Origin of the sequence: Metabacillus mangrovi (assembly GCF_009711125.1) — a bacterium.
Classification (GTDB): Bacteria; Bacillota; Bacilli; order Bacillales; family Bacillaceae; genus Metabacillus_B; species Metabacillus_B mangrovi.
This window is the reverse complement of the sequence record NZ_WMIB01000001.1, coordinates 574,783-596,723: the sequence shown is the minus strand read 5'-3', so window position 1 is coordinate 596,723 and position 21,941 is coordinate 574,783. Positions and strand designations below refer to the sequence as shown.

At 46.5% G+C, this 21,941-nt stretch carries 29 protein-coding genes and 3 riboswitches; of the genes, 21 read left to right on the top strand and 8 right to left on the bottom strand.

Annotation, left to right across the window (positions count from 1 at the left end; genetic code table 11):
* Positions 1-7: 7 nt before the first annotated feature.
* From comGC to GKZ89_RS03180, 7 genes are read left to right on the top strand one after another with little or no spacing between them, the layout of a single operon-like run.
* Complete coding sequence (comGC, locus tag GKZ89_RS03205; protein WP_155110903.1) at positions 8-283, top strand: competence type IV pilus major pilin ComGC; 276 nt, start codon at positions 8-10, stop codon at positions 281-283.
* Positions 280-753, top strand: a complete 474-nt coding sequence (comGD, locus tag GKZ89_RS03200; RefSeq protein WP_155110902.1) for a competence type IV pilus minor pilin ComGD — start codon at positions 280-282, stop codon at positions 751-753. Before comGC ends, comGD begins: the two co-directional genes overlap by 4 nt.
* On the top strand, positions 737-1,054 hold the full coding sequence (comGE, locus tag GKZ89_RS20875) for a competence type IV pilus minor pilin ComGE (protein ID WP_162356406.1): 318 nt from the start codon (positions 737-739) through the stop codon (positions 1,052-1,054). Before comGD ends, comGE begins: the two co-directional genes overlap by 17 nt.
* Entirely contained in the window at positions 966-1,472 is a 507-nt protein-coding gene (comGF, locus tag GKZ89_RS03195) for a competence type IV pilus minor pilin ComGF (protein ID WP_155110901.1), read from the top strand. The genes comGE and comGF overlap by 89 nt, the downstream gene beginning before the upstream one ends.
* Positions 1,462-1,833 (top strand): competence type IV pilus minor pilin ComGG, encoded by a 372-nt coding sequence (gene comGG / locus GKZ89_RS03190; protein ID WP_155110900.1) that lies wholly within the window; start codon positions 1,462-1,464, stop codon positions 1,831-1,833. The genes comGF and comGG overlap by 11 nt, the downstream gene beginning before the upstream one ends.
* 56 nt (positions 1,834-1,889) lie before the next feature.
* Positions 1,890-2,384 (top strand): shikimate kinase, encoded by a 495-nt coding sequence (locus GKZ89_RS03185; RefSeq protein ID WP_155110899.1) that lies wholly within the window; start codon positions 1,890-1,892, stop codon positions 2,382-2,384.
* A 43-nt stretch (positions 2,385-2,427) separates the two neighbouring features.
* Positions 2,428-2,613 carry a YqzE family protein gene (locus tag GKZ89_RS03180; protein ID WP_155110898.1) on the top strand — a complete coding sequence of 62 codons (186 nt, stop codon included), beginning with the start codon at positions 2,428-2,430 and terminating at the stop codon, positions 2,611-2,613.
* A 90-nt stretch (positions 2,614-2,703) separates the two neighbouring features.
* Here the strand turns inward: GKZ89_RS03180 and GKZ89_RS03175 are convergent, their stop codons facing one another.
* Entirely contained in the window at positions 2,704-2,832 is a 129-nt protein-coding gene (locus GKZ89_RS03175) for an anti-repressor SinI family protein (protein ID WP_155110897.1), read from the bottom strand.
* Positions 2,825-3,175, bottom strand: a complete 351-nt coding sequence (locus tag GKZ89_RS03170) for a helix-turn-helix domain-containing protein (RefSeq protein ID WP_155110896.1) — start codon at positions 3,173-3,175, stop codon at positions 2,825-2,827. The genes GKZ89_RS03175 and GKZ89_RS03170 overlap by 8 nt, the downstream gene beginning before the upstream one ends.
* Before the next feature lie 227 nt (positions 3,176-3,402).
* Between GKZ89_RS03170 and GKZ89_RS03165 the strand changes: the two genes are divergently transcribed.
* The 9 genes from GKZ89_RS03165 to sipW (GKZ89_RS03125) all read left to right on the top strand — a co-directional run bounded on the left by GKZ89_RS03165 (position 3,403) and on the right by sipW (GKZ89_RS03125) (position 8,756).
* A complete protein-coding gene (locus GKZ89_RS03165) occupies positions 3,403-3,906 on the top strand; it encodes a signal peptidase I (RefSeq protein ID WP_155110895.1) in 504 nt (167 codons plus the stop codon).
* 94 nt (positions 3,907-4,000) lie between these two features.
* Positions 4,001-4,591, top strand: a complete 591-nt coding sequence (locus tag GKZ89_RS03160; RefSeq protein ID WP_155110894.1) for a TasA family protein — start codon at positions 4,001-4,003, stop codon at positions 4,589-4,591.
* 75 nt (positions 4,592-4,666) lie between these two features.
* On the top strand, positions 4,667-5,329 hold the full coding sequence (tapA, locus tag GKZ89_RS03155; RefSeq protein WP_155110893.1) for an amyloid fiber anchoring/assembly protein TapA: 663 nt from the start codon (positions 4,667-4,669) through the stop codon (positions 5,327-5,329).
* A gap of 1 nt (position 5,330) precedes the next feature.
* Positions 5,331-5,891: a signal peptidase I SipW gene (sipW, locus tag GKZ89_RS03150; RefSeq protein WP_338324886.1), complete on the top strand. Its 561-nt coding sequence runs from the start codon at positions 5,331-5,333 to the stop codon at positions 5,889-5,891.
* Between the two features lie 29 nt (positions 5,892-5,920).
* Entirely contained in the window at positions 5,921-6,220 is a 300-nt protein-coding gene (locus GKZ89_RS03145) for a DUF5658 family protein (RefSeq protein ID WP_155110891.1), read from the top strand.
* An 11-nt stretch (positions 6,221-6,231) separates the two neighbouring features.
* On the top strand, positions 6,232-6,435 hold the full coding sequence (locus GKZ89_RS03140) for a hypothetical protein (protein WP_155110890.1): 204 nt from the start codon (positions 6,232-6,234) through the stop codon (positions 6,433-6,435).
* 387 nt (positions 6,436-6,822) lie between these two features.
* A complete protein-coding gene (locus GKZ89_RS03135; RefSeq protein WP_155110889.1) occupies positions 6,823-7,419 on the top strand; it encodes a CalY family protein in 597 nt (198 codons plus the stop codon).
* Between the two features lie 84 nt (positions 7,420-7,503).
* A complete protein-coding gene (locus GKZ89_RS03130; protein WP_155110888.1) occupies positions 7,504-8,199 on the top strand; it encodes a hypothetical protein in 696 nt (231 codons plus the stop codon).
* Positions 8,196-8,756 (top strand): signal peptidase I SipW, encoded by a 561-nt coding sequence (sipW, locus tag GKZ89_RS03125; RefSeq protein ID WP_155110887.1) that lies wholly within the window; start codon positions 8,196-8,198, stop codon positions 8,754-8,756. Before GKZ89_RS03130 ends, sipW (GKZ89_RS03125) begins: the two co-directional genes overlap by 4 nt.
* Positions 8,757-8,800: 44 nt before the next feature.
* Here sipW (GKZ89_RS03125) and GKZ89_RS03120 read toward each other — a convergent pair whose 3' ends face one another.
* From GKZ89_RS03120 to GKZ89_RS03105, 4 genes are all read right to left on the bottom strand, one after another.
* On the bottom strand, positions 8,801-9,136 hold the full coding sequence (locus GKZ89_RS03120) for a helix-turn-helix domain-containing protein (RefSeq protein WP_155110886.1): 336 nt from the start codon (positions 9,134-9,136) through the stop codon (positions 8,801-8,803).
* A gap of 93 nt (positions 9,137-9,229) precedes the next feature.
* A complete protein-coding gene (locus GKZ89_RS03115) occupies positions 9,230-9,358 on the bottom strand; it encodes an anti-repressor SinI family protein (protein WP_155110885.1) in 129 nt (42 codons plus the stop codon).
* A gap of 30 nt (positions 9,359-9,388) precedes the next feature.
* Positions 9,389-9,479: riboswitch (cyclic di-GMP riboswitch) on the bottom strand.
* Positions 9,480-9,635: 156 nt separating this feature from the next.
* Positions 9,636-10,436 carry a YqhG family protein gene (locus GKZ89_RS03110; protein ID WP_155110884.1) on the bottom strand — a complete coding sequence of 267 codons (801 nt, stop codon included), beginning with the start codon at positions 10,434-10,436 and terminating at the stop codon, positions 9,636-9,638.
* Positions 10,437-10,448: 12 nt separating this feature from the next.
* A complete protein-coding gene (locus GKZ89_RS03105) occupies positions 10,449-12,122 on the bottom strand; it encodes an SNF2-related protein (protein ID WP_162356449.1) in 1,674 nt (557 codons plus the stop codon).
* Positions 12,123-12,437: 315 nt separating this feature from the next.
* Positions 12,438-12,535, top strand: a riboswitch (glycine riboswitch).
* 3 nt (positions 12,536-12,538) lie between these two features.
* A riboswitch (glycine riboswitch) is annotated at positions 12,539-12,624 on the top strand.
* A gap of 59 nt (positions 12,625-12,683) precedes the next feature.
* On the opposite strand from GKZ89_RS03105, the gene gcvT reads away from it, so the two are divergent.
* Genes gcvT through gcvPB form a run of 3 tightly spaced genes read left to right on the top strand, consistent with a single transcriptional unit; the run spans position 12,684 to position 16,620 of the window.
* On the top strand, positions 12,684-13,787 hold the full coding sequence (gcvT, locus tag GKZ89_RS03100) for a glycine cleavage system aminomethyltransferase GcvT (protein ID WP_155110882.1): 1,104 nt from the start codon (positions 12,684-12,686) through the stop codon (positions 13,785-13,787).
* 18 nt (positions 13,788-13,805) lie between these two features.
* The gene (gcvPA, locus tag GKZ89_RS03095) at positions 13,806-15,152 is read left to right on the top strand and encodes an aminomethyl-transferring glycine dehydrogenase subunit GcvPA (RefSeq protein ID WP_155110881.1); all 1,347 of its coding nucleotides are present in this window, start codon (positions 13,806-13,808) and stop codon (positions 15,150-15,152) included.
* Positions 15,145-16,620 (top strand): aminomethyl-transferring glycine dehydrogenase subunit GcvPB, encoded by a 1,476-nt coding sequence (gene gcvPB / locus GKZ89_RS03090; RefSeq protein ID WP_155110880.1) that lies wholly within the window; start codon positions 15,145-15,147, stop codon positions 16,618-16,620. The genes gcvPA and gcvPB overlap by 8 nt, the downstream gene beginning before the upstream one ends.
* A gap of 371 nt (positions 16,621-16,991) precedes the next feature.
* On the opposite strand, the gene GKZ89_RS03085 is transcribed toward gcvPB, so the two are convergent.
* Both GKZ89_RS03085 and GKZ89_RS03080 read right to left on the bottom strand, forming a co-directional pair.
* Positions 16,992-17,438 carry a DUF4385 domain-containing protein gene (locus tag GKZ89_RS03085; protein ID WP_155110879.1) on the bottom strand — a complete coding sequence of 149 codons (447 nt, stop codon included), beginning with the start codon at positions 17,436-17,438 and terminating at the stop codon, positions 16,992-16,994.
* 92 nt (positions 17,439-17,530) lie between these two features.
* Complete coding sequence (locus GKZ89_RS03080) at positions 17,531-17,908, bottom strand: rhodanese-like domain-containing protein (RefSeq protein WP_430696598.1); 378 nt, start codon at positions 17,906-17,908, stop codon at positions 17,531-17,533.
* Between the two features lie 171 nt (positions 17,909-18,079).
* On the opposite strand from GKZ89_RS03080, the gene GKZ89_RS03075 reads away from it, so the two are divergent.
* Together GKZ89_RS03075 and GKZ89_RS03070 are read left to right on the top strand one after the other, a co-directional pair.
* Entirely contained in the window at positions 18,080-18,916 is an 837-nt protein-coding gene (locus tag GKZ89_RS03075; protein WP_155110877.1) for a lipoate--protein ligase family protein, read from the top strand.
* 390 nt (positions 18,917-19,306) lie between these two features.
* Positions 19,307-21,862 carry a vitamin B12-dependent ribonucleotide reductase gene (locus GKZ89_RS03070; RefSeq protein ID WP_155111107.1) on the top strand — a complete coding sequence of 852 codons (2,556 nt, stop codon included), beginning with the start codon at positions 19,307-19,309 and terminating at the stop codon, positions 21,860-21,862.
* Positions 21,863-21,941 lie beyond the last annotated feature (79 nt).

The window sequence follows — 21,941 nt, the reverse complement described above, 5'->3', positions numbered from 1 at the left end:
ATACAGGTTGAATAATGAAAAAGGATTCACACTCATTGAAATGCTCATCGTCCTGCTCGTCATCACCATACTCCTGCTCGTTACCATTCCCAATATCGCAGCTCACAGCTCAAACATCCAGGACAAAGGGTGCGAAGGGCTGAAGAATATGATTTCTGCACAGGCGGAAGCATACCGGATGAACACAGGAGAGGCCCCGACGATTGAAAAGCTGGTATCTGCCAAATATATTACGAAAAGCACGTGTCCGGATGGAACGGCTGTAACGCTGGATACTGATTGAGCAGCCGTTTGAACCTTCTTCTTAAGAATAAAGAGCACGGTTTTACACTGATCGAGACTCTCCTTGTTCTGTGTATTTTCACCGTACTTTCCGTTACAGCCCTGATCCAATTCAGGCCTGTTCAGGACGAACTGGCTGCCGGACAGTTTTTTGAACAGTTTCAAAAAGATCTGCTGTATGCCCAGCAGCACGCGGTCGCTTCAAGGATTCCCTGTATCCTATCATTAAATGAAGATCAGACAGGCTATCAGATCCTGCTCGGCCGTTCTTCATTAGAAAACAGCACCCTTCTTGATCGCAAGCTTCCCATGGGGATGAAGATTATGCACGGCACACTCAGCATGAGAACGACGTTTCATGCAAACGGCAATATTTCAGAAAGCGGGACATTGAAAGTTTCCGTCAATCAGGATACGTACCTTGTGCGGTTTTATTTGGGGAAGGGGCGGTTTGTTGTTAAAAAACTGTAAAGGCTTTTCTGTGTTTGAATCAGTGGCTGCCTTTTCCATCTGGTGTATGGCTGTTTTAACGCTGCTGCCCGGTATCGTACACATTCTGCAGGAAAGGGAAAATTCCAGAATGGAGATTCAGTTCATTAAAACGCTTCAGCTAAAGGTGCAGGAGAGAACACAGGACGAAGGATTGAATAGAAAGGAAAAAGGAGAGGAAGGGGGGATCCGTTATGAAATCCGGCATCTTGCAGGCGAATCTTGCATTCACTGGGAAACGAAGCAGGGAGCTGAAAAGGAATTCTGCTTTCAGGTTCACTGATAGCAGGGGTTTTTCTTTCTTGAATATGCTTTTTTCTCTCGGAATTTTCACGTTAATCGTTTCCTCTCTGTTCCCGCTTCTCCTGTTCTTTTTTAAATCGGTCGAAGGCTCGCGGGATATCAGCAGCCTGGAGTGGGAATTTTTCAGCGAGCAGGCGATGATTGAATTAAGGGCTGCGGAAAACCCATCCGTCTCTATGGACAAGCTGGACTTCACAGACCGCTTAGGACAAAGAGTCACCTATCAGAAATACGGGAATCTTGTACGCAGGCAGGTGAACCGGACAGGGCATGAGATCATCCTTACAAATACTGCTCAATTTCAGGTCATCGTTGATCAGGAAAAGATTGCAATGAACATTATGAGTGAAGCAGGAAAAATACGCAGTCTGACTGTAAGGTCGATCTATGAAAAATGAAAAAGGATTTATCTACCCTTTTACAGTCATGATCATTTTGCTGCTGCTGATGACATCGATTCACCTCACGAACATGCTTGCGGCTGAAAAAAAGTTTTACGAGGACACGAAACGCTTTTACCTGCTTCAGCATCTGCTCTATACGGGGGCAAAGCATTCGCTTGCCATGGCTGGCACAGGAGCGGATGGAGGCTCCCATCTAAAAGACCGGTTCGGTACCATATCGTGGACGATTGCTCCTCTCACTGAAGAGAGGAAGCGGGTCACTCTGCAGCTCACATATGGGAACGGCACCATATATCATGCATCCTATGAATACGATCTGCGTCTCCGGCAGGCATCGGACTGGAACGAATGGTAGACTCACGCCGCCCCTTCAAGTATGATAGAAACCAGCATAAAGACGGAGTGATTACGATGAAGAATATAATTCTTACAGGCTTTATGGGGGCCGGGAAAACAACAGCAGGTGCAGCGCTCGGGGGAAAACTGCAGCTGCCCGTATACGACACGGATCATCTGATCGAAAATGAGCACGGACTTACCATCAGGGAAATCTTCCAATCACATGGAGAGCAGCTCTTCAGAGAAATGGAAACGCAGCTGCTTGGCAGACTCCCATCAGAACCAGCAGTCATCACGACGGGCGGCGGCATTGTGATGAGAGCGGAAAACCGGGAGCTTTTAAAAAGAGCGGGCACCGTTTTCTTTCTGTCCTGTCCTTTTGATGAAATTTACGAAAGGCTGAAAGAGGACAGCACCCGGCCGCTTCTTTATGAAAAAACGAAAGAAGAAATCAGACAGCTATACGAAAGCAGAATTCCCTTTTACCGGGACGGATCCATCGAAATCGATACGTCCGGCAAAACGCCTGAAGAAGTGGCTGACTGCATCATCTCCAGTCTAGGCTGAAGCATTTCTGTCCATACTGTTAGCATGGACAGGAGGGGCGAACATGTCATCCAATGATTATGTAAAATACTTAACCCAGCAGGTCGTAAAATACATGGACACTCCTAAAGAGGAGAGAGAGCAGCAAAAGGAACTGAAAAAGTCCGCCAAGACTCCGTTTTGGAGCCGCTGGTTCGGAGTGCTGCCTGTGTCGATGCTGCTTTTGATGAGAAAGAAAAGGAAGAAATGAGCCGCAGAGGAATCTGCGGTTTTTTTAATTTGTAAAATTACTATATCTAGCATTTCCTTCACTTTAGGCCGGTATCGTATTAATAAGATTTTAGAGAACAACCGATCTATTATTTTCAGTAAGAAACTCCCTCACTTCATCAGGAGTGAGGCCTAATGCCTTTGCTTCCAATAATAGATGGATCCATTCTTCTGCCGATCCGTTGCTTTGATTACTCATCTTTCCGTCCCTCCTGAGCTTCTTTCCATTTAATAAATTTCATGTAATCCTGAAAAGTTTCAAATTCTTCTTTGCTCAAACCGTCCTGAAAGGCTTTTTCAATGAGTGATTTCCACTCTTCATCAAGGTCCTGTACAGCTTCTTCCGGCTGCAGAAGCTCATTGACTTCAATCTTCAATGTTTCGGATATTTTGGTCAAAAACTGCAAGCTGGGATTTTTCTGAACGTTTCGTTCTATGTAGCTCAAATAGGATTTAGAAACACCCGCCATTTCAGCGAGCTCACTCAGTGAAAATCCCTTGCTCCTTCTTATTTCGCGTATTCTTTTCCCGACTTCTCCCATGGAATGGCTCCTTTGTCTGCTGCTAACGAATTACGTTCATTATATAAAACAAAACGTTCTTAATAAAATGACATAATTGTTAGGAAACGGGAGATAATTCGAGAAAACGAACGATGCTGTTCTTTAAAATGAAAAAATAGGCATTTTTCGAGGTTTTTCAATGGATTCTGCCTGATATATAATTCAAGTAAGATATCCTTTATTGAGAACGAGTGGTGCAGTACCTGATGAAACGATCCTGGAAAAAATATCTGATTCGGCCATTATGGGGAGCAGCCATTTTGTTCTATGTACTTCTTCTCGGCAACACTCACCAATTCCTTCCTTTGCAGCTGAAGAATGTTCTATCTGGGTCAATGGAACCGGAATTCTCTGCGGGGTCCATGATTTTGATCAAAAGAACCACCATGAGAGATAAATTTCAACCAGGAGATGTCATCACATTCAGGGCGGATGAGAACATCCTAATCACTCACCGCATTGAAAAGCTGCTTGACCGTGAAACGTATCTGACCAAAGGGGATGCAAATAACGGTGCTGATTCTGAGCCTGTCAATAAGGAGCAGATCATCGGGAGGTACTCAGGTCTTTCCATCCCATTCGCGGGTTATCTCTTTATGTCCATCCAATCCAGCATCAGGCCTATTATTCTATTCATTCCCGGTCTCTTTCTTTTGTATCTTTCTTCCCGGCTCTTATTTTCAAAAAAAGAAATCATCAAGCAGGATTGATTCTTATCTTGACAGCTGCTGAATTGGACAAGCTTCCAAGCTGCAGCCTAAAGAAAAGTTCAATATAAATCTATTATTATAGGGGGCAACAAAAATGGGCGTTAAAAAGAAACTTGGTTTGGGTCTTGCATCAGCAGCACTGGGTCTGTCACTTGTCGGCGGGGGTACATATGCATATTTCAGTGATAAAGAAGTGTCTGAATCATCTTTTGCCGCTGGAACACTTGATCTGGAGCTTAATCCTGAAACTGTGATTGACGTTCCTAATATCAAACCTGGAGATACTATGGATCGTGCTTTTAAACTTGTTAATAAAGGCTCAATAAACATCAAGAAAATCAAGTTACTTTCTGATTATTCAGTAGAAAATATGGGAGATGCAGCAAACACTGAAGATTTAGGTGAATACATCCGCGTTAATTTCCTTTTCAATGCTGATAAATTGAATGATGTGGTTTACAGCACTACATTGAGCAAGATGAAAGAAATGGATCCAAATGTACTAGGGAAGAATGTTTTCACTCCTTTAATGGAAAGAAAAGGTCTTAAGGCTGGAACAACGGATGATATGATTGTTCAGTTTGAATTCATTGATAATGGAGAGGACCAAAACCAATTTCAAGGAGACAAGCTAAAATTAAATTGGTCTTTCGAAGCCTTCCAAGGAAAAGACGAAGAAAAATAAATGGCTCTGTAAGGAAGACAGGGTTCCTGTCTTCCTTTAATGCCTCTACCAATAGATGATTGGGGCGCAGTATAGATGAAAAATAAGATCGTACTGAAAACAGCTGTACTGTTTTATGCACTTCTGCTTCTTTTATCCTTCTCCAGTTCATCTACAGAGGCCTATTTCAACGTTCAGCAGGATCAGAACATTGGGATTCAAGCTGGGTCCTGGTGGGATGAAAGCCGTTTAGCTTTTACCGATTTTCCAGAGCAGAAAGATTTAACGAACTGCCATCCGCTTCAGCTTCAATTCCCAATTGAAAACCAGGGGTTTACCATGGCTGGTACGACTTCATACCGCATTTACCTCGATGGAGCGGTTGCTGAAGAAGGGACTCTTGGAATTGTCAGGGAGAATCAGTCATCGGCTATTGCCTTTACGGCAAATGAGCCCGGAATCTACACGGCTGAGATTGATCAGCGGCCAGGATTTGGGTGGAAGGACGAAGCTGTAACCAGCATTCGCAGCAAAGATGTAAGCGTAGCAAAGTGTCCGCCTCCTCCAGCTGAAAAAGAGAATACGGAAAAAACGGTGGATGAAAAGACAGAAGTACCTGATCAGCAGGAACCAGCGGAAGCAAATCCTTCTGAGCCGGAAGCTGAGACTGAGCTGGAAATTCCCGTAAAGGGAAAGGATGATGTCTCATCTGAACAGGATCAGGAAGAGCCTGCAGATGAAACGAGGGAGGAGAGGTAAAGTGAGAATCGTATGGAAACTGCTCAGCCAGACCTTGTCACTGTTGCTGTTTATTCTTCTTCTCGCCATGGTTGTGCTTGTGATTTCGTCCAAGGCATCAGGCGGGGCACCGGAGTTCTTCGGCTATCAGCTCAAAACCGTCCTTTCCGGATCAATGGAGCCTGGCATCAAAACAGGATCCATTATTGCGGTAAAGACGGGCGGGAATATGAAACGTTTTGAGCCAGGCGATGTGATTACCTTTAAGATGAATGAAACCGATCTTGCGACGCATAGAGTTGTAGAGAAAAGGACAAGCGGTGAGGCCGTAATTTATACGACAAAAGGGGATCACAATAAGAACGCTGACAGCGAACCGGTTCTTGCTGAGAATGTTACCGCACAGTTTACTGGTTTTACAGTCCCGTATATCGGCTATGGTATTGAATATGCTAAGTCTAAAGAAGGGAATGCCCTGCTGTTTATTGTGCCGGGTCTGATGCTGATCGCCTACTCCGGCATTGTGATTTGGAGGGCGCTGTCAAGGCTTGAGGAACCGGATGAAGCAAAGGACTTAGCGTAACTACCTGCATCCGAAGGGACTGCTGCTCAATGAAAACAGCCTTTATCTATCTTGCTGCTGTAAATGCCCTGGATATGCTGATTACGCTTGCCGGGCTGGAGCTTGGGCTGATCAAGGAAGCCAATCCGCTCATGAGGGGAATTTACGAATACAGTCCCGTTGCATTTATCGGTGTGAAGCTTATGTTTTCCATCATCCTGCTGAGCATGGTCATGGTGTTGCCTTTAAAGACAACTAAGGTTCTAAAAGGAGTAACCTATACAGCCTGTCTTCTCTATACAGCGGTCCTGTTTATGCATTCCGCCTGGGTATTACAAGTGACTTTTTAGGAGAGATGATGATGTATAAAAAGGTTTGTCCGCGTTGTGCCAAATCCTCTTACAGCAGCTGCCGTTCAGGGGAATGGATCTGTCCCGTCTGTTCGAATGACTTGACCTTTCAGCGTGTTCTGTTCGAAAGTGCCCAGACGAAAGTGACGCGTCTGGATCCATATAAGAACCGAAATGAATCCGCTGTTGAATCCGTTTACTCCATATATGCCTAATCCGAACCTGGATATCCAGGTTTTTATTTATTTTGGCATAGTTCATGCGGGTGTCCATTGAACCGGACTGAAAGTAACAGCCTGATGGCATGCAGCTGCGAAAAGCCTGATTTACCACTATTTTAATATTCAGGAAAAAGAATGATCACCTGAAAATGCTTCCTTTGGAGGTGCTGATTTATTGGCATAAAGAACCTTTTGCATCCTCCCGGTGACTGCTAAACTGAAATAGGCAAGAAGGAAGATTTTAAGAACTTATACATATTCAGTTATTTCAGACACCGGTTTCCTCCTTTCTACGCATTTTTGTCGGAATATTTACACAATTGGTTGAGCTTCTCTGTAAGCAGGGAAATCACATACACAGAAAATCAGGAGGAATGTAAAATGGGAATCAAGACAAAATTAGGGCTTGGAATTGGATCGGCAGTATTGGGATTATCGCTTGTAGGCGGCGGAACGTATGCGTATTTCAATGATAAGGCTGAAGCATCCAGTTCATTTGCAGCTGGTACACTTGATTTAAATGCGGTTCCAACTGAAGTGGTGAATGTGAAAGATATGGCGCCGGGCGACTGGATGACACGCACCTTTAAGCTTCAAAATGATGGCACGGTGGACATTAAAAAGGTCTTGCTGACAACGGACTATACAGTCGTGAATAAAGAAGGCGAGCCTGTTAACACAGAAGATCTTGGCAGTCATATAAAAGTAAACTTCTTATTTAACGCGGACAAGCTGAATGATGTCATCTATTCTACGACGCTTGAAGAATTGAAGGATATGGATCCTAACGCAGTGGCAAGCAACGTGTTCACTCCGCTTTTTGAGAACAAAAAGGGATTAAAAGCAGGGACTACAGATGATATGGTCGTTCAATTTGAATTTGTAGATAATGGCGAAGATCAAAATCAATTCCAGGGTGATTCTCTGCAGCTGAAGTGGACATTTGATGGCCGCCAGGGTAAAGGCCAAGAGCTATAATCGGGAGGGGATGGGAAATTCCCATCCTTCTCTTTTTTTGAATATCGATTTTCTGATCAGACTTGGAGGAGGGAGCGGAGCACGATGAAGCTGACGAACACACGAGTTTGCATAACGGGCTTCACAGCAGCGGTTCTGCTTGGTACGGTCCTGACATTCTCCCCGGTAAAAGCCTATTTTAACAAAACAGCCGAACAGGAAATGGGTATTCAAATGGGCACATGGTGGGACGGGAGCAGGCTTGCTTTCACAGAACTGAATCAGAATGGAGAAGATTCCTGTGATCCGGTCACTCTCACCTTTCCTATCGAGAACAGCGGATTCGAGATGATCGATTCGACCACGTTCCAGGTTTTCAAGGATGGGGAAAGGGTGGAAAAAGGGACCCTTGAGAAAATAGCGGAGCATGGAAAAGAAAAGGTTTCCATCACTGTAAAAGCACCGGGAACGTACCATGCGGAAGCCGACCAGCGGCCAGGATATGAAGGAAGCAGCACACCTGTAAAAACAGTGAGCGAAAAAGCGGTCATCGCTGAATGTCCGGGGCCAGAAGAAGAACAGCACGAGAATGCGCCGGCTACTGATCAAGAACTACAGAATTCCAGAGAGGCAGAGAACGAGCCGGCTGCTGATAAAGAAGCAAAGAATCATAATGGAGAGGCAGAGAACAAGACGGACGGAGCCTCTGAAACTCTAACGGAAGAGGCGTCGGAGGACAAGGTTGTGGAAGCAGAGAAACAGCATAAAGAAGATTCAGGCGAAGTGGAGAAAGAAGGATGAAGTTGATAAGCAGGGGTCTGACCGTTGTTTTATTTATTTTGATGATCGGGCTCGCACTTGCTGTCTTTTCATCTAAAGCTTCAGGGGGAGAGCCTCAAATTTTCGGGTATCAGCTGAAAACGGTTCTCTCCGGTTCGATGGAGCCTGGTATTATGACGGGTTCCGTGATTGCTGTAAAGTTGGGAGGCGACATGACCCGTTTTGAAAAAGGGGACGTTATTACGTTCTGGATGGACGAGTATGATTTAGCCACTCATAGAATTACAGGGAAAAGCGAGAGCGGGGGTCAAACCATCTACCGGACAAAAGGCGATAATAATGAATGGGAGGATGCTGCTCCTGTATCGGCTGAAAATATAGTCGCCCAATATACCGGGTTTACAGTCCCGTACGCAGGCTACATCAGCCAGTTTTCGCGGACGAAGGAAGGCGGGGCTTTGACGGCGATTCTGCCAGGCATCTTTTTATTGATTTATTCAATTTCTGCAATCTGGCAGGCCATTTTAAAGATTGAAGAAAAACAAAAGCAGAAACCGTTGAAGGATCTGGCTGAATAGGGTGAATCAAGATGAAAAAAAGGCTTGGACAGTGTCCAGGCCTTTTATTTTTTCGGCTGATTGATGCGCCATTTATTAAATTCCAGAAATTCTTTAAATTGATCTTTTGTGATGCCTGAATCCATTGCTTCTTTGACGAGTGAAGCCCAGTCCTGATCAAGCTGGTTTGCGTAGGCTTCCTCTGAGTTTCCATTAAGCAGGGTGTTGACAGAGATGCCAAGAACGGATGAAACCTTCTCCAGAAACTGAACGGATGGATTGGATTGAAGATTCCGTTCGATCGAACTTAGATAGGATTTTGCAACGCCTGCCCGGTCTGCTAGTTCTGATAGTGAAAGATTTTTTTCTTTGCGATATTTGCGTATGCGTTCTCCGATCATAACATCACCTTCCCACGCTTATTATAGCATATAGCGAAGGGGTGTTTTCGGTAAATCGAACGGAATCGACAAATTTTTTTCGACAGCTGGCCATCAGTTCTCAGTAGTTGCGTTCTGAAGGAAATGCCGGATGTCTTCTGTGCTGATCCCCATATCAAGAGCCGTAAGAATTAGTTCTTTCCATTCCAAATCCATCTCTTCTTTTACTAAAAGCTTTTCCATCCCTTTCTCCTCCTAAAATACTTATGTATTTCAGGCAGTCCGGCGATCATCACTGCATCCCTGCAGCCTAAGACCCGTAACTTTGCGCCGCTGCCTTTCGACAGGTTTGCCTTTGTCTGTTCCAGCCATCCCATTTTTGCTTGCGACTAATTCTAAAGTCATAATAAAGAGGAGCAACCTTTGCCCTATGATTATAAAATGAATTTTAGATAAATGGTGCTGAATTGTGTCGAATAGCAAAAATAAATTAAATAAATTGATTTTTCTGCCGATAAAATTAAAATATACTGTTTGGATTCAGGTAAAAAAGACCCCCATTATTTACATTTATATGAATGGACGGTTCGTATAATTCTCTTAGTGCTTCCTTTTCCAGTTCGTAAACCTCGGGCTTTTCCTCCATATCTTCATAAAAATGCTGGAGAAGCATAAGATCGGCATTCCAGCGCTGCCTCGCTTCTTCAGCCCATGTGTGATCTTCTTCTGAAATTTTCTCTTCTATATAGAGGCGGATCCTCTGCATCCCGCTTTTCGGAAGAATGATGGGGGAGAGGGTAAACCGCATGTCGGGTATTTTCGGGGAGAGCATGAGCCGGTTGAGCCTGCCTTGAAAATTTTCGACGATTGCTCCGCTTATAAGGTGCAGGCCGATTGAATGGACAGTGTCCTTTTTCATATCACATTGGCAGGAAACAGTCAGGTTCAGTGCAAGCCAAGGGTGCAGTGGCTGCTGGGCCTCACCGTTCTGAGCGAATGACATCTCATACATCCGTGCGAAAGAGCCAAGCTTCCGGGCTGAATCAAAAATCTGATGCAGCCTCGGGGAACCAAAGTGGATAAATTCCGGTTTCTCCTCATCGGTCACAGCTTCTTTATTCGTGAGCAGTGTCAGCTTTGCCGGATTGGGCACACCGCCTGTTTTTTCGAGATAGTGCCAGTAAAACGGACGGTTCATAAGCTCTTTGTCCATATCAATTGTCAGCTGCACGGCAAGGGCCCCTGGTGCGGAATTCGTGACAGGGCATTGATTCGCTTGGAAAAAGCGCTGCAGCAGCGTATGGATTTCCTGCTGTTTCATACTGCATTCCTCCTAAAGAATATCTCCGGCTGCTTTTTGTTCATCTGCTTCCTGTTTTCCGTAATCAAGAATCGATGTAAGGTTTTCCATTTTAATCTTCATCTCCCCATCAGATGCGGAGTGGAACAAAATATCCTGCAGGTGGTCCTCGAAATTGGTGATCTCCATCCTTGTCAGAATTTCATCGAGCTGGCCGATTACCTTTTCAAACAGATCGATTTTTTCATAGAGAAGCTTTAAAATATGCTCCTCGACCGTGTTTTTTACAGTCAAATTGTAAATGTGAACGTCTCTTTCCTGACCCAGTCTGTGGATACGTCCGATCCGCTGCTCAAGCCGCATCGGGTTCCATGGAAGATCATAGTTGATGATCCGGTTGCAAAATTGCAGGTTAATCCCTTCGCCGCCAGCTTCTGTTGCGATTAAAACCTGAATTCTCCCTTTAAACAAGTCTTTCATCCAATCCTTTTTCCCCCGTTTAAAGCCGCCCCTGAACGGAACAGAAGAAATCCCGTGCTGCTTGAGAAACCATTGCAGGTAGAGCTGAGTGGCTCTGTACTCTGTAAAAATAATGACCTTGTCATCGATTTCCTGTATAAGCTCCAGCACCTTTTCTGCTTTGCTGTTCTGCTCAACCATGTCAACTGAAGCAAGCAGCTGCCGGATAACAGGGACCGGGATCGGTGAGCCTTCTTCCTCCGGGCGGTTCAGCATCTTTTGAAGGGTCATATATACCGCCTCCCGGCTGCTGCACGCCTCCCGCTGAAGGGTCATGATGGAAAACGTATTGACACCTCCGGGCAGGGCTGATTTTAGAGAGGAAACCCCGTCATACAGCTGCTGCTCCGATGGTGAGAATACAATCGGCACGGTTTCGACGATCCGCTTCGGCCAGTCGATCCCTGTATCCCCGCGCCGGTTGCGAAGCATCACTTTGTTGATCAGCTCTTTTAAATGCTCGTGGTATTCAACGGACCGGTTTTTGGCAGAGAACACTTCCGTAAAATACGCTTCATTTCCGAGATGGCCCGGCTTTAAGAGCGAAACGAGGTTAAAGATCTCTTCAATTCTGTTTTGAATAGGGGTGGCGGTGAGCAGCAGACAGTACTTTTTCTTTAAATTTAAAACGAATTCGTAGTTTTTGGTTTTGCTGTTTTTCAGTTTGTGAGCTTCATCGATAATCACCAGGTCGTATTGCTGATTTAATACGATTTCCCGGTGCGGACTGCGTTTCGCCGTATCTATAGAAGAAACGACTACATCACATTGCTCCCACACATAGCTTTTGCGCTGTTCGATGGCCGGAATATAAAATTTCTGGTTCAGTTCACGGGCCCATTGGGAGACGAGGGAGGCAGGAACGAGGATCAGTACTTTTTTTACAAGTCCGCGAATCATGTACTCTTTTAAGATCAATCCTGCTTCGATCGTTTTACCGAGGCCCACTTCATCTGCTAAAATCGCCTTTCCATTCATTTTTTCCACGACATTCCGGGCCACTTCAAGCTGGTGGGGAAGCGGCTGGAATTCCGGCAGGTGCTTTGGTGCCTGCAGTCCTTCAAAATCAGGAATCGCCGTCTGCTGCTGAATTTCATAGGAAAGCTTATAAAGCTCCCAGTTGGCCCACGGTCCGTCTGAATCAAGCCTCTGCAGCAGTTCGTCATTCCATTCCTGATGATACGTGATGGGAACATTAAAATTTGCAAACCTTTTCAATGGAATTCACCGGCTTTCTATATTGTTCACTTTTAGAAGAGAGAATGTTCTTTTTATGTATGAAATAATTGATAATCAAGTAAAAGACGAATGATTAATGTGTTTTGGAAGCGATTATTAAGAAAAAATAGGATTGCTCAACGAACGTGATGGTGGTACGATGTAAAGTAGTTAGAAAGTTTACAAAATGCTTCATATTCTGTCATTCCTGCTCCTATGTCCATGTCCGTTCACGGGAATCAGGCTGACTACTAGTTTACCCATGATTTGGAATTATATGTGCGGATGATTGCAAGGGGAGAGACTGCAGCGGCGAAGCCGTATGCAGCGCCGAAGGAGCAAACAACTGTGAATCTCTCAGGCAAAAAGACTCTTGCAGGACGCAGCTCTGGAGAGAGTTTACTTGAACGTAAACCGCCAAAGGGGAAAGCCCTGTTCAGACAGGGTAAACTTTCAGGTGCCAAGGACAGAGTCCACTAAAGATTTTTGGTGGAGTCTGTCTTTTTGTATTGAATTCAGGGAGGAATGCACATGTCAGAGCTAAAACGAACACCTCTTTTCAGCCTCTATAAAGAGTATGGCGGGAAAACGATTGATTTCGGCGGATGGGAGCTCCCTGTCCAGTTTTCTTCTATTAAAGAAGAGCATGAAGCGGTTCGGACAAGAGCCGGCCTTTTCGATGTTTCCCATATGGGGGAAGTTTCGGTAAAAGGAAAAGACAGCCTTGCGTTTCTGCAGAAGCTGCTGACCAATGACCCGGCCTCCCTTAAAGACGGCGCGGCCCAGTATACGGCGATGTGCTATGAGGATGGCGGTACAGTCGATGATCTGCTTGTCTACAAACTGGCTGAAAATGAATATATGGCTGTGATCAATGCTTCAAATATTGAAAAAGATCTTGACTGGATGAGGCAGCATGCCCAGGGAGAGACAGAGATTAAAAATCTTTCGGAAGAAACCGCGCTGCTTGCCATCCAGGGTCCTCTTGCGCAGGAGATTCTTCAGAAGCTGACCGATGAAAGTCTGGATGAAATCAAGTTTTTTAAATTCAAGAACCACGTGACAATCGCCGGTGCGAGTGTGCTTGTTTCCAGAACCGGCTATACAGGTGAAGATGGCTTTGAGCTCTATTGCCGTGCAGAGGATGCAGGGGACTTGTGGAGTGCAATTCTGTCAGCTGGAAAAGAAGAAGGCATCCTTCCCTGCGGACTCGGAGCACGGGATACGCTTCGCTTTGAAGCGTGCCTGCCGCTGTATGGGCAGGAGCTATCAAAGGATATCAGTCCGATTGAAGCAGGAATCGGCTTTGCCGTGAAAACGAAATCAGAGCGCACCTTCAATGGGAGAGAAGCGCTCGTTCAGCAAAGGGAGAACGGTTCTCCAAGAAAGCTTGCGGGGCTTGAAATGATCGATAAAGGAATCCCGAGACACGGCTATCCGGTTTATCAGGATGGAATCCGGATCGGCGAAGTGACGACAGGAACCCAGTCTCCTACACTGAAAAAGAACATCGGCCTTGCGCTGATCGGAACGGAGTACAGTGAGCCGGGTAACGAAGTAACCGTGGAGATCAGGGGCAAGCAGCTGAAAGCCCGTGTCGTACAAACTCCGTTTTATAAACGTCCGAAAGCATAAGAGAGAGGGGAAAAGCAAATGAATCACCGCTACCTGCCAATGACGGAACAAGACCAGAAGGAAATGCTGAGCGTAATCGGCGCTGCTTCGATCGATGAGCTTTTTCAGGATATACCTGAGAAGGTGCGTTTTGACCGGGAATACAGCATCAAGCCTGCAAAATCCGAGACCAGCCTGTTAAAAGAACTCAGCAGCCTCGCTGCAAAAAATAAAGATATGCGCCAGAACGCTTCCTTCCTCGGCGCTGGCGTTTATGACCACTACATGCCGGTCATCGTGGACCATGTAATTTCCCGGTCAGAGTTTTATACCGCCTACACGCCTTATCAGCCGGAGATCTCACAAGGGGAACTGCAGGCTATATTTGAATTCCAGACGATGATCTGCGAGCTGACCGGAATGGATGTAGCCAATTCATCCATGTATGATGGGGGCACAGCTCTGGCAGAAGCCGCGATGCTTGCTGCCGGGCAGACGAAGAGAAAGAAAGTCCTCGTTTCAGAAGCGGTGAATCCTGAATCAAAGGACGTTCTGAAAACCTATGCGAAGGGTCAATACATTGAAGTCGTCGAGATTCCTGCTTCTTCTGGGGTTACAGATCTCAAAGCGCTTGAAGAAGAATTGGGAGACGATGTAGCAGCCGTTATCGTGCAGTATCCAAATTTTAACGGCCAGGTGGAGCCGCTCGCAGAGATTGAACCGCTTGCACATACAGGCAAAAGCATGATGATCGTATCCTCTAATCCGCTCGCTCTCGGCATCTTAACGCCTCCAGGCGAATTCGGTGCTGATATTGTAACCGGCGATGCCCAGGTATTTGGAATTCCGGCTGCTTTTGGCGGACCGCACTGCGGCTATTTCGCCGTCACGAATAAATTAATGAGAAAAGTGCCGGGCCGTCTGGTGGGCCAGACTGTCGATGAAAACGGCAAAAGAGGCTTTGTTTTAACCCTGCAGGCAAGAGAGCAGCATATCCGCCGCGATAAAGCAACGTCCAACATCTGCTCCAACCAGGCACTCAACGCGCTGGCGGCTTCCGTTGCGATGACCGCGCTCGGGAAGAACGGGGTAAGGGAAATGGCCGTGCAAAATCTTCAAAAAGCGAACTATGCCAAGAGACGTTTCCAGGAGGCGGGAATGGAGATCGCTTTTACCGGACCGATTTTTAATGAATTTGCCGTGAAGCTGAATGAGCCGGTAAAGAAAGTGAATGCCCGTTTGATCAATAAGGGCATTATCGGCGGGTATGATTTGGGTCTCGTTAAGCCTGAGCTTGCCAATACCATGCTAGTCGCAGTCACGGAGCTTCGGACGAAAGAGGAAATCGACCAGCTTGTTGAAGAATTGGGGGATCGCCATGAATAATCAGGATCAAGCACTCATTTTTGAACTGACAAAGCCGGGGCGCACAGGCTACAGCCTTCCGGATATGGAAGTACCGGAAGCGGCTCTTGAGGACCTGCTTCCCGAGAGCTACATCCGGAAAACGGAACCCGGTCTGCCGGAAGTATCCGAGCTCGATATCATGCGCCATTATACGGCTCTTTCCAAGCGGAATCACGGGGTGGACTCCGGCTTTTATCCGCTCGGCTCCTGCACCATGAAATACAATCCGAAAATTAACGAAAATGTGGCCCGGCTTGCGGGGCTTGCCCACATCCATCCGCTTCAGGAAGAAGAAACCGTTCAGGGAGCGATGGAGCTATTGTTCGATCTTCAGGAGCATTTGAAAGAGATCACCGGAATGGAGGAAGTGACGCTTCAGCCGGCTGCCGGGGCACACGGAGAATGGACGGGGCTCATGATGATCCGCGCGTTCCATGAAGCGAACGGGGATACAGAGCGCACGAAGGTCATCGTACCGGATTCCGCCCATGGTACGAATCCCGCTTCCGCTACAGTGGCAGGCTTTGAAACCGTCACGGTCAAATCAGACGAAACGGGCCTCGTCGACCTGGAGGATTTAAAAAGAGTTGTCGGCCGCGATACCGCTGCCTTGATGCTGACAAATCCGAATACGCTCGGTCTGTTTGAAGAAAATATCCTGGAGATGGCAGCGATTGTCCACGAAGCGGGCGGAAAGCTTTATTATGACGGAGCTAATTTGAATGCTGTATTAAGCAAAGCAAGACCGGGGGATATGGGCTTTGATGTCGTCCACCTGAACCTGCACAAAACCTTTACCGGCCCTCATGGCGGCGGCGGTCCCGGATCAGGTCCGGTCGGTGTTAAAAAAGACCTGATCAAGTACCTGCCAAAACCGGTGCTCGTGAAAGAAGGAGACCGGTATACGTTCGATTATAACCGCCCGGATGCCATCGGCAGGGTGAAGCCGTTTTACGGGAACTTCGGAATCAACGTCCGCGCCTATACCTATATCCGCACGATGGGGCCGGACGGCTTAAAGGCTGTGACGGAATATGCGGTGCTGAACGCCAACTATATGATGAGAAGGCTTGCCCCTTATTACGATCTGCCGTTTGACAGGCACTGCAAGCATGAATTTGTTCTTTCCGGAAAGCGCCAGAAGAAGCTCGGCGTCCGGACGCTGGACATCGCTAAGCGCCTGCTTGACTTCGGCTACCACCCGCCGACGATCTATTTCCCATTGAATGTAGAGGAATGCATCATGATCGAGCCGACGGAAACGGAATCGAAGGAAACACTGGATGCTTTCATCGATGCAATGATCCAGATTGCAAAAGAGGCGGAAGACAACCCGGAAATCGTCCAGGAGGCTCCTCATACAACAGTCATCAAAAGGCTGGATGAGGCACTCGCTGCGAGAAAACCGGTATTGCGGTATGAAAAGAAAGAGCCAGTAACGAACTAAGCAGAAGAGGCCGTTCCCGGTTGGCGGGAACGGCCTTTTGCTGTGTGATGAGGGGGTTTGTTCGTGTGCAGTGCAGTTCAGAACAGAACAGTCAGGCTATAAGTCGGGTGTCGCGGAATTTGCCGAACCGGGTCGAATAATCGATATAAAATGATTATCGTAGATAAAATAGATATTTCGAAGATATCTGATTAAAATCGAAGATAAATAATTATTTTCGAAGATATACCGAAAGTTTCGAAGATAAAGTTTGTTAGATGCGGTCAGCTGCTGTACAGAAAGCCGTTGAACCGCCTATTTAGATGCTAAAACCTTGCCTGTAATGAGTTCATCAGTATAAACAGCAATGGTTTGTCGTTGTAATCACCTATTTATCCATATTTCCGCTGATGCTCCTTTTTAAGCTTTAAGTAGTCCTCGTCTGCTCTGACAATTTTCCACTTCTCCTCAAAGATCGAGGCCGATTCTGCCTTTTCCTTGTCGATTTTCCTTTCGTTTACTTCTCCGTCTTTTCCATATTTTTTGCCGCCTTTGTAATTGGCGTATCTTCTTGCTCTCGTATATCCCATCTGCAGGAATTTCCGCGCCATATCCATCCCCGGAAAGTCACCGTTTTCTTTGTATTCCAGGTACATGCTGTAGATTTTCTCTGATGACTCCTTTGCTATCTCCGGAGTTTTGAACCTCCAATGCGGCAGGATTTCTCCTTTATAGGGCTCCACCATTAATACACCCTGCTCGCCGCGTCCTACTCTATATTGCTCAGGATTCTTCCTGAAGTCGATTGAATCAAAATCTGCTTTATAGTCAAATGCCATCTGCAAGCCGCCTCCTTACCAGGCATTTTTCCCTCAGCCCATGAGAGGGTAAACACAAAAAACCGTCTGCAGCGAATGCAGACGGTTGTGGCTTATTTCTTTTTGATTTTGCCTGTCCAGGTGCGGAAGCCGCCCTTTAATGTATAGAGCTCAGTGTAGCCTTTCTTTTTCAGCTGCTGTGCAGCACGGCCGCTTCTGGATGTGTTCTGGCAATATAGATAAACAGGCTGATCCTGGCGGATTTCTTTGTAGCGGTGGCGAAGCTGGGTAAGGGGGATGTTGCGCGCACCCCATATATGTCCGCCGTCGAATTCGTTCGGCTCTCTGACATCAATAAGCTGAGCCTTCCGGTAGCCTGCGCGGAATTCTTCCTCCGTGAGCGTTTTTAGTATTTTGCGCTGGTAGAAAAACGTGAAAAGGGTGTAGGCGATGATCCCTGCTAGAATCACGATCAGTAAAATCCATTCCAATGAAACTCGACTCCTTATAAAGTAATAGCACATTTAAGCGATACCATTAATTATATAAGAGGCTGTCCTGATTGTCACTTGAAATAAGGTTTAATTTGTTTTCATCTTCTGCCTGATTTGATAGACTGATAAAGTATCTTTTTAGACTTAACGGCTGAAAGAGGGAAATGTATGGAAAAAGAGAAATGGCGGTTTATCGACTCCGGCAGCTGCTCACCTTCCTATAACATGGCGTTGGATGAGGCGTTACTGGACTGGCACAGTGAAGGGAAGATTCCGCCGGTCATCCGTTTTTACGGCTGGGATCCTGCCACTCTGTCTATCGGCTATTTTCAGAAAGCAGAAAAAGAGATCGACTTTGAGGAAGTCCGTCGGCACGGGCTCGGTTTTGTAAGAAGGCCGACCGGGGGCAGAGGTGTGCTGCACGACCAGGAGCTTACATACAGCGTGATTGTTTCAGAAGAGCATCCCGAGATGCCGAATACAGTCACCGAGGCATACAGGGTTATTTCAGAAGGGATTCTGGAAGGGTTCCGCAACCTCGGTCTGGATGCTTATTTTGCGATTCCGAGAACGGAAGAGGAAAAGCAGGGGCTGAAAAACCCGCGTTCCTCCGTATGCTTTGATGCACCATCGTGGTATGAACTTGTCGTTGAAGGAAGAAAAGTAGCAGGAAGTGCCCAGACCCGGCAAAAGGGAGTCATTTTACAGCATGGATCGATCCTTCTGGATTTAGATGAGGATAAGCTTTTTGATCTGTTCAAGTATCCGAGTGAGCGGGTCAAGGAACGGATGAGGCGGAATTTCAGCAGCAAGGCCGTTTCAGCCAATGCTCTGCGTGAGGCCCCTGTATCGATGGAAGAGGCACGCACGGCTTTTAAACAGGGATTTGAGACCGGGCTGAACATTGATTTAGTACCGTATGAGCTTACCCCGGAAGAAGAGGATTACGTCCAGGCTCTTTCCGAAAGCAAATACGACACCCCTGAATGGAATTATAAGCGTTGACGATGCGGAAGGCGGCCGAAAGCCGCTTTTTCAATTTGTATGTAAAAATTACCTGATGTTTTAAAGGAACATCAGTTCTATACTAAATAAAAGAATTTATTTGCCTTGAAAGAAAAAAATAGAATTTTTTCCTTAATTTATCAGTGGTTGTTTTTATGTCGATTTTTGCAACTGACAAATTCATCTGTTTTAAATGCGCTATGGAGAGAAAGCTTTTATTTTCTCCCTTTCCCTCAAGTTTTTAGATTGTTTTCTATTTGACAAATGGGGGAATAAAGATTCTGTAATCAACATCTAGTATTGTTCTTAATAAAATAATACCTATATGTTGATTTATAGGTCTCATCTATGATATTTTTACTAAGTACTATTGAAAGAGGAGTTGTTATGATGCCCGCTTCGCTAAAAGAAAAAATGATGCTGGACGTGGAAAAGCTGAACAAGGACATTTCCCTGTTTCCTCAGGTTCATCCTGTAACAGAGGATATGCATATGACGCATAAAGGGGTATCCCGCCTCGTTATGCTGGACCGCTATACATTTAAGGATACGGAAAAAGTCACATTATCCTCCGGCGATTTTGTCGTGCTTACAATTAAAGAAGATCCGAAATTTCCTGCCCGCGGACTAGGGTACATACAAGAAATTGACTGGAATACGAAAACCGCTGCTGTGCTCGTTGACGAAGAATACCGCCATTCTCTGGACAAGCCTGAAGAAATCGAGACCGGCTTGATCGTGCGTTCGCTTGACGTAATCGAAAAGCCGCTGGAAGTGTACTATGAGCAAATCGCGAAACGAAATGCGACCGGACTGGCATCTGTAGAACAGACGGAAGAAAAGCGCCAGGAATGGTTTGAAAGATTTTATCATGAACTGGTGACGATGAATTTTGTTCCGGCAGGCCGCGTTTTATATGGAGCAGGTGCAGGTACGGATGTGACCTATTTTAACTGCTACGTCATGCCGTTTATTCAGGACTCCCGAGAAGGGATTTCAGAGCACCGCAAACAGGTAATGGAGATCATGAGCAGGGGCGGCGGTGTCGGTTCAAACGGATCCACGCTGCGTCCGCGCAATACCCTTGCGCGCGGCGTAAACGGAAAATCTTCAGGATCTGTCTCCTGGCTTGATGATATCGCGAAGCTGACACACCTGGTTGAGCAGGGGGGTTCCCGCAGAGGGGCACAAATGATCATGCTGGCGGACTGGCATCCGGATATCGTGGAATTCATTATTTCCAAGATGCAGAATCCGCGCATCCTGCGCTATCTCATTGAAAATACCAGCGATGAGTCTATTAAAAGGGCTGCTCGGGAAAAGCTGAAGTTTACTCCTTTCACTCAGTCAGAACAGGACATGTACCAGGGGATCGTCAATTATAAAACCATCCCGGGTACGGGGGGATTCCCTGAAAAAGTCATCAAAGATGCTGAAATGAAGCTGAAAACAGGCGGGCATTATAGTGTACACAACTCCGAATTTCTTACAGGGGCAAACATCTCTATTTGCCTGACGGATGATTTTATGAATGCTGTGGATCAGGATCTGGATTATGATCTGAGATTCCCGGATGTTGAGGGCTACAGCAAGGAAGACATGAAAGCTTATAATGAAGAATGGCATAAATCCGGTGATGTGCGTGAGTGGGAAGCAAAAGGCTACAAAGTGCGCACGTACCGCAAAATCAAAGCAAAAGAGCTTTGGAATTTGATTAATGTCTGTGCAACGTATTCTGCAGAGCCCGGAATTTTCTTCATCGATAATGCGAACGATATGACAAACGCCCAAGCATACGGACAGAAGGTTGTTGCAACCAATCCGTGCGGTGAGCAGCCGCTCGCGCCATACTCTGTCTGCAACCTGGCGGCCGTGAATCTGGCGGAAATGGCCGATAAAACAACGAAGACCGTTGATTTCGAAAAGCTGCGCCGCACAGTCGAAACCGGTGTGAGAATGCAGGATAACGTCATCGATGCAACACCGTATTTTCTTGCTGAGAACAAAAAGCAGGCACTTGGCGAGCGCCGTGTAGGGCTTGGAGTTATGGGCCTTCACGACTTGCTGATCTACTGTGAAACAGAGTACGGAACAGAAGAAGGAAACGCACTGACGGATCGTGTATTCGAAACGATTGCTGCGACAGCCTACCGCGCTTCTGTGGAGCTTGCTAAAGAAAAAGGAAGCTTCCCGTTCCTTACAGGCACTGAGGAAGAGACAGCAGAACTGCGCAGAAGGTTCACGGAAACCGGATATATGAAAAAAATGCCGGAAGACATCCGTGAAGATATCCTGAAATACGGAATCCGCAACTCACACTTGCTGACGGTTGCCCCGACCGGTTCTACTGGAACGATGGCGGGAGTTTCAACAGGCCTGGAGCCATATTTCTCCTTCTCCTACTTCAGAAGCGGAAGGCTCGGCAAATTTATTGAAGTGAAAGCAGATATCGTTCAGGAGTACCTGGACCAAAACCCGGATGCGGATCCGGAAAACCTGCCTCACTGGTTTATTTCTGCAATGGAACTGTCCCCTGAAGCACATGCGGATGCGCAATGCGTCATTCAGCGCTGGATCGACAGCTCCATCAGTAAAACAGTTAACGCTCCTAAAGGCTACACGGTTAAACAGGTAGAGGGAGTGTACGAACGCTTGTATAAAGGCGGAGCAAAAGGCGGAACGGTCTATGTCGACGGAAGCCGTGACTCACAGGTCCTTACGCTTAAAGCCGAAGAAAATACTTTCGAAGAGGAAGCGGAAGAAATTCCTCAGCAAAAAGGCAAGGTCGTCCTTGTCGACACGATCAACGCATTGCGCTCAACCGATGTGACCATCGGAAATGAAGTCGGCAACACATGCCCGGTCTGCCGTGAAGGCACAGTCGAAGACCTAGGCGGCTGCAACACATGCACGAGCTGCGGTGCACAGCTGAAGTGCGGTCTGTAATATAGAAGGAAACTGCCGGATCCATACTGCATCCGGCAGTTTTTTTTTGCTGTTCTGGCCTTTGTCCGGCAACAGCACA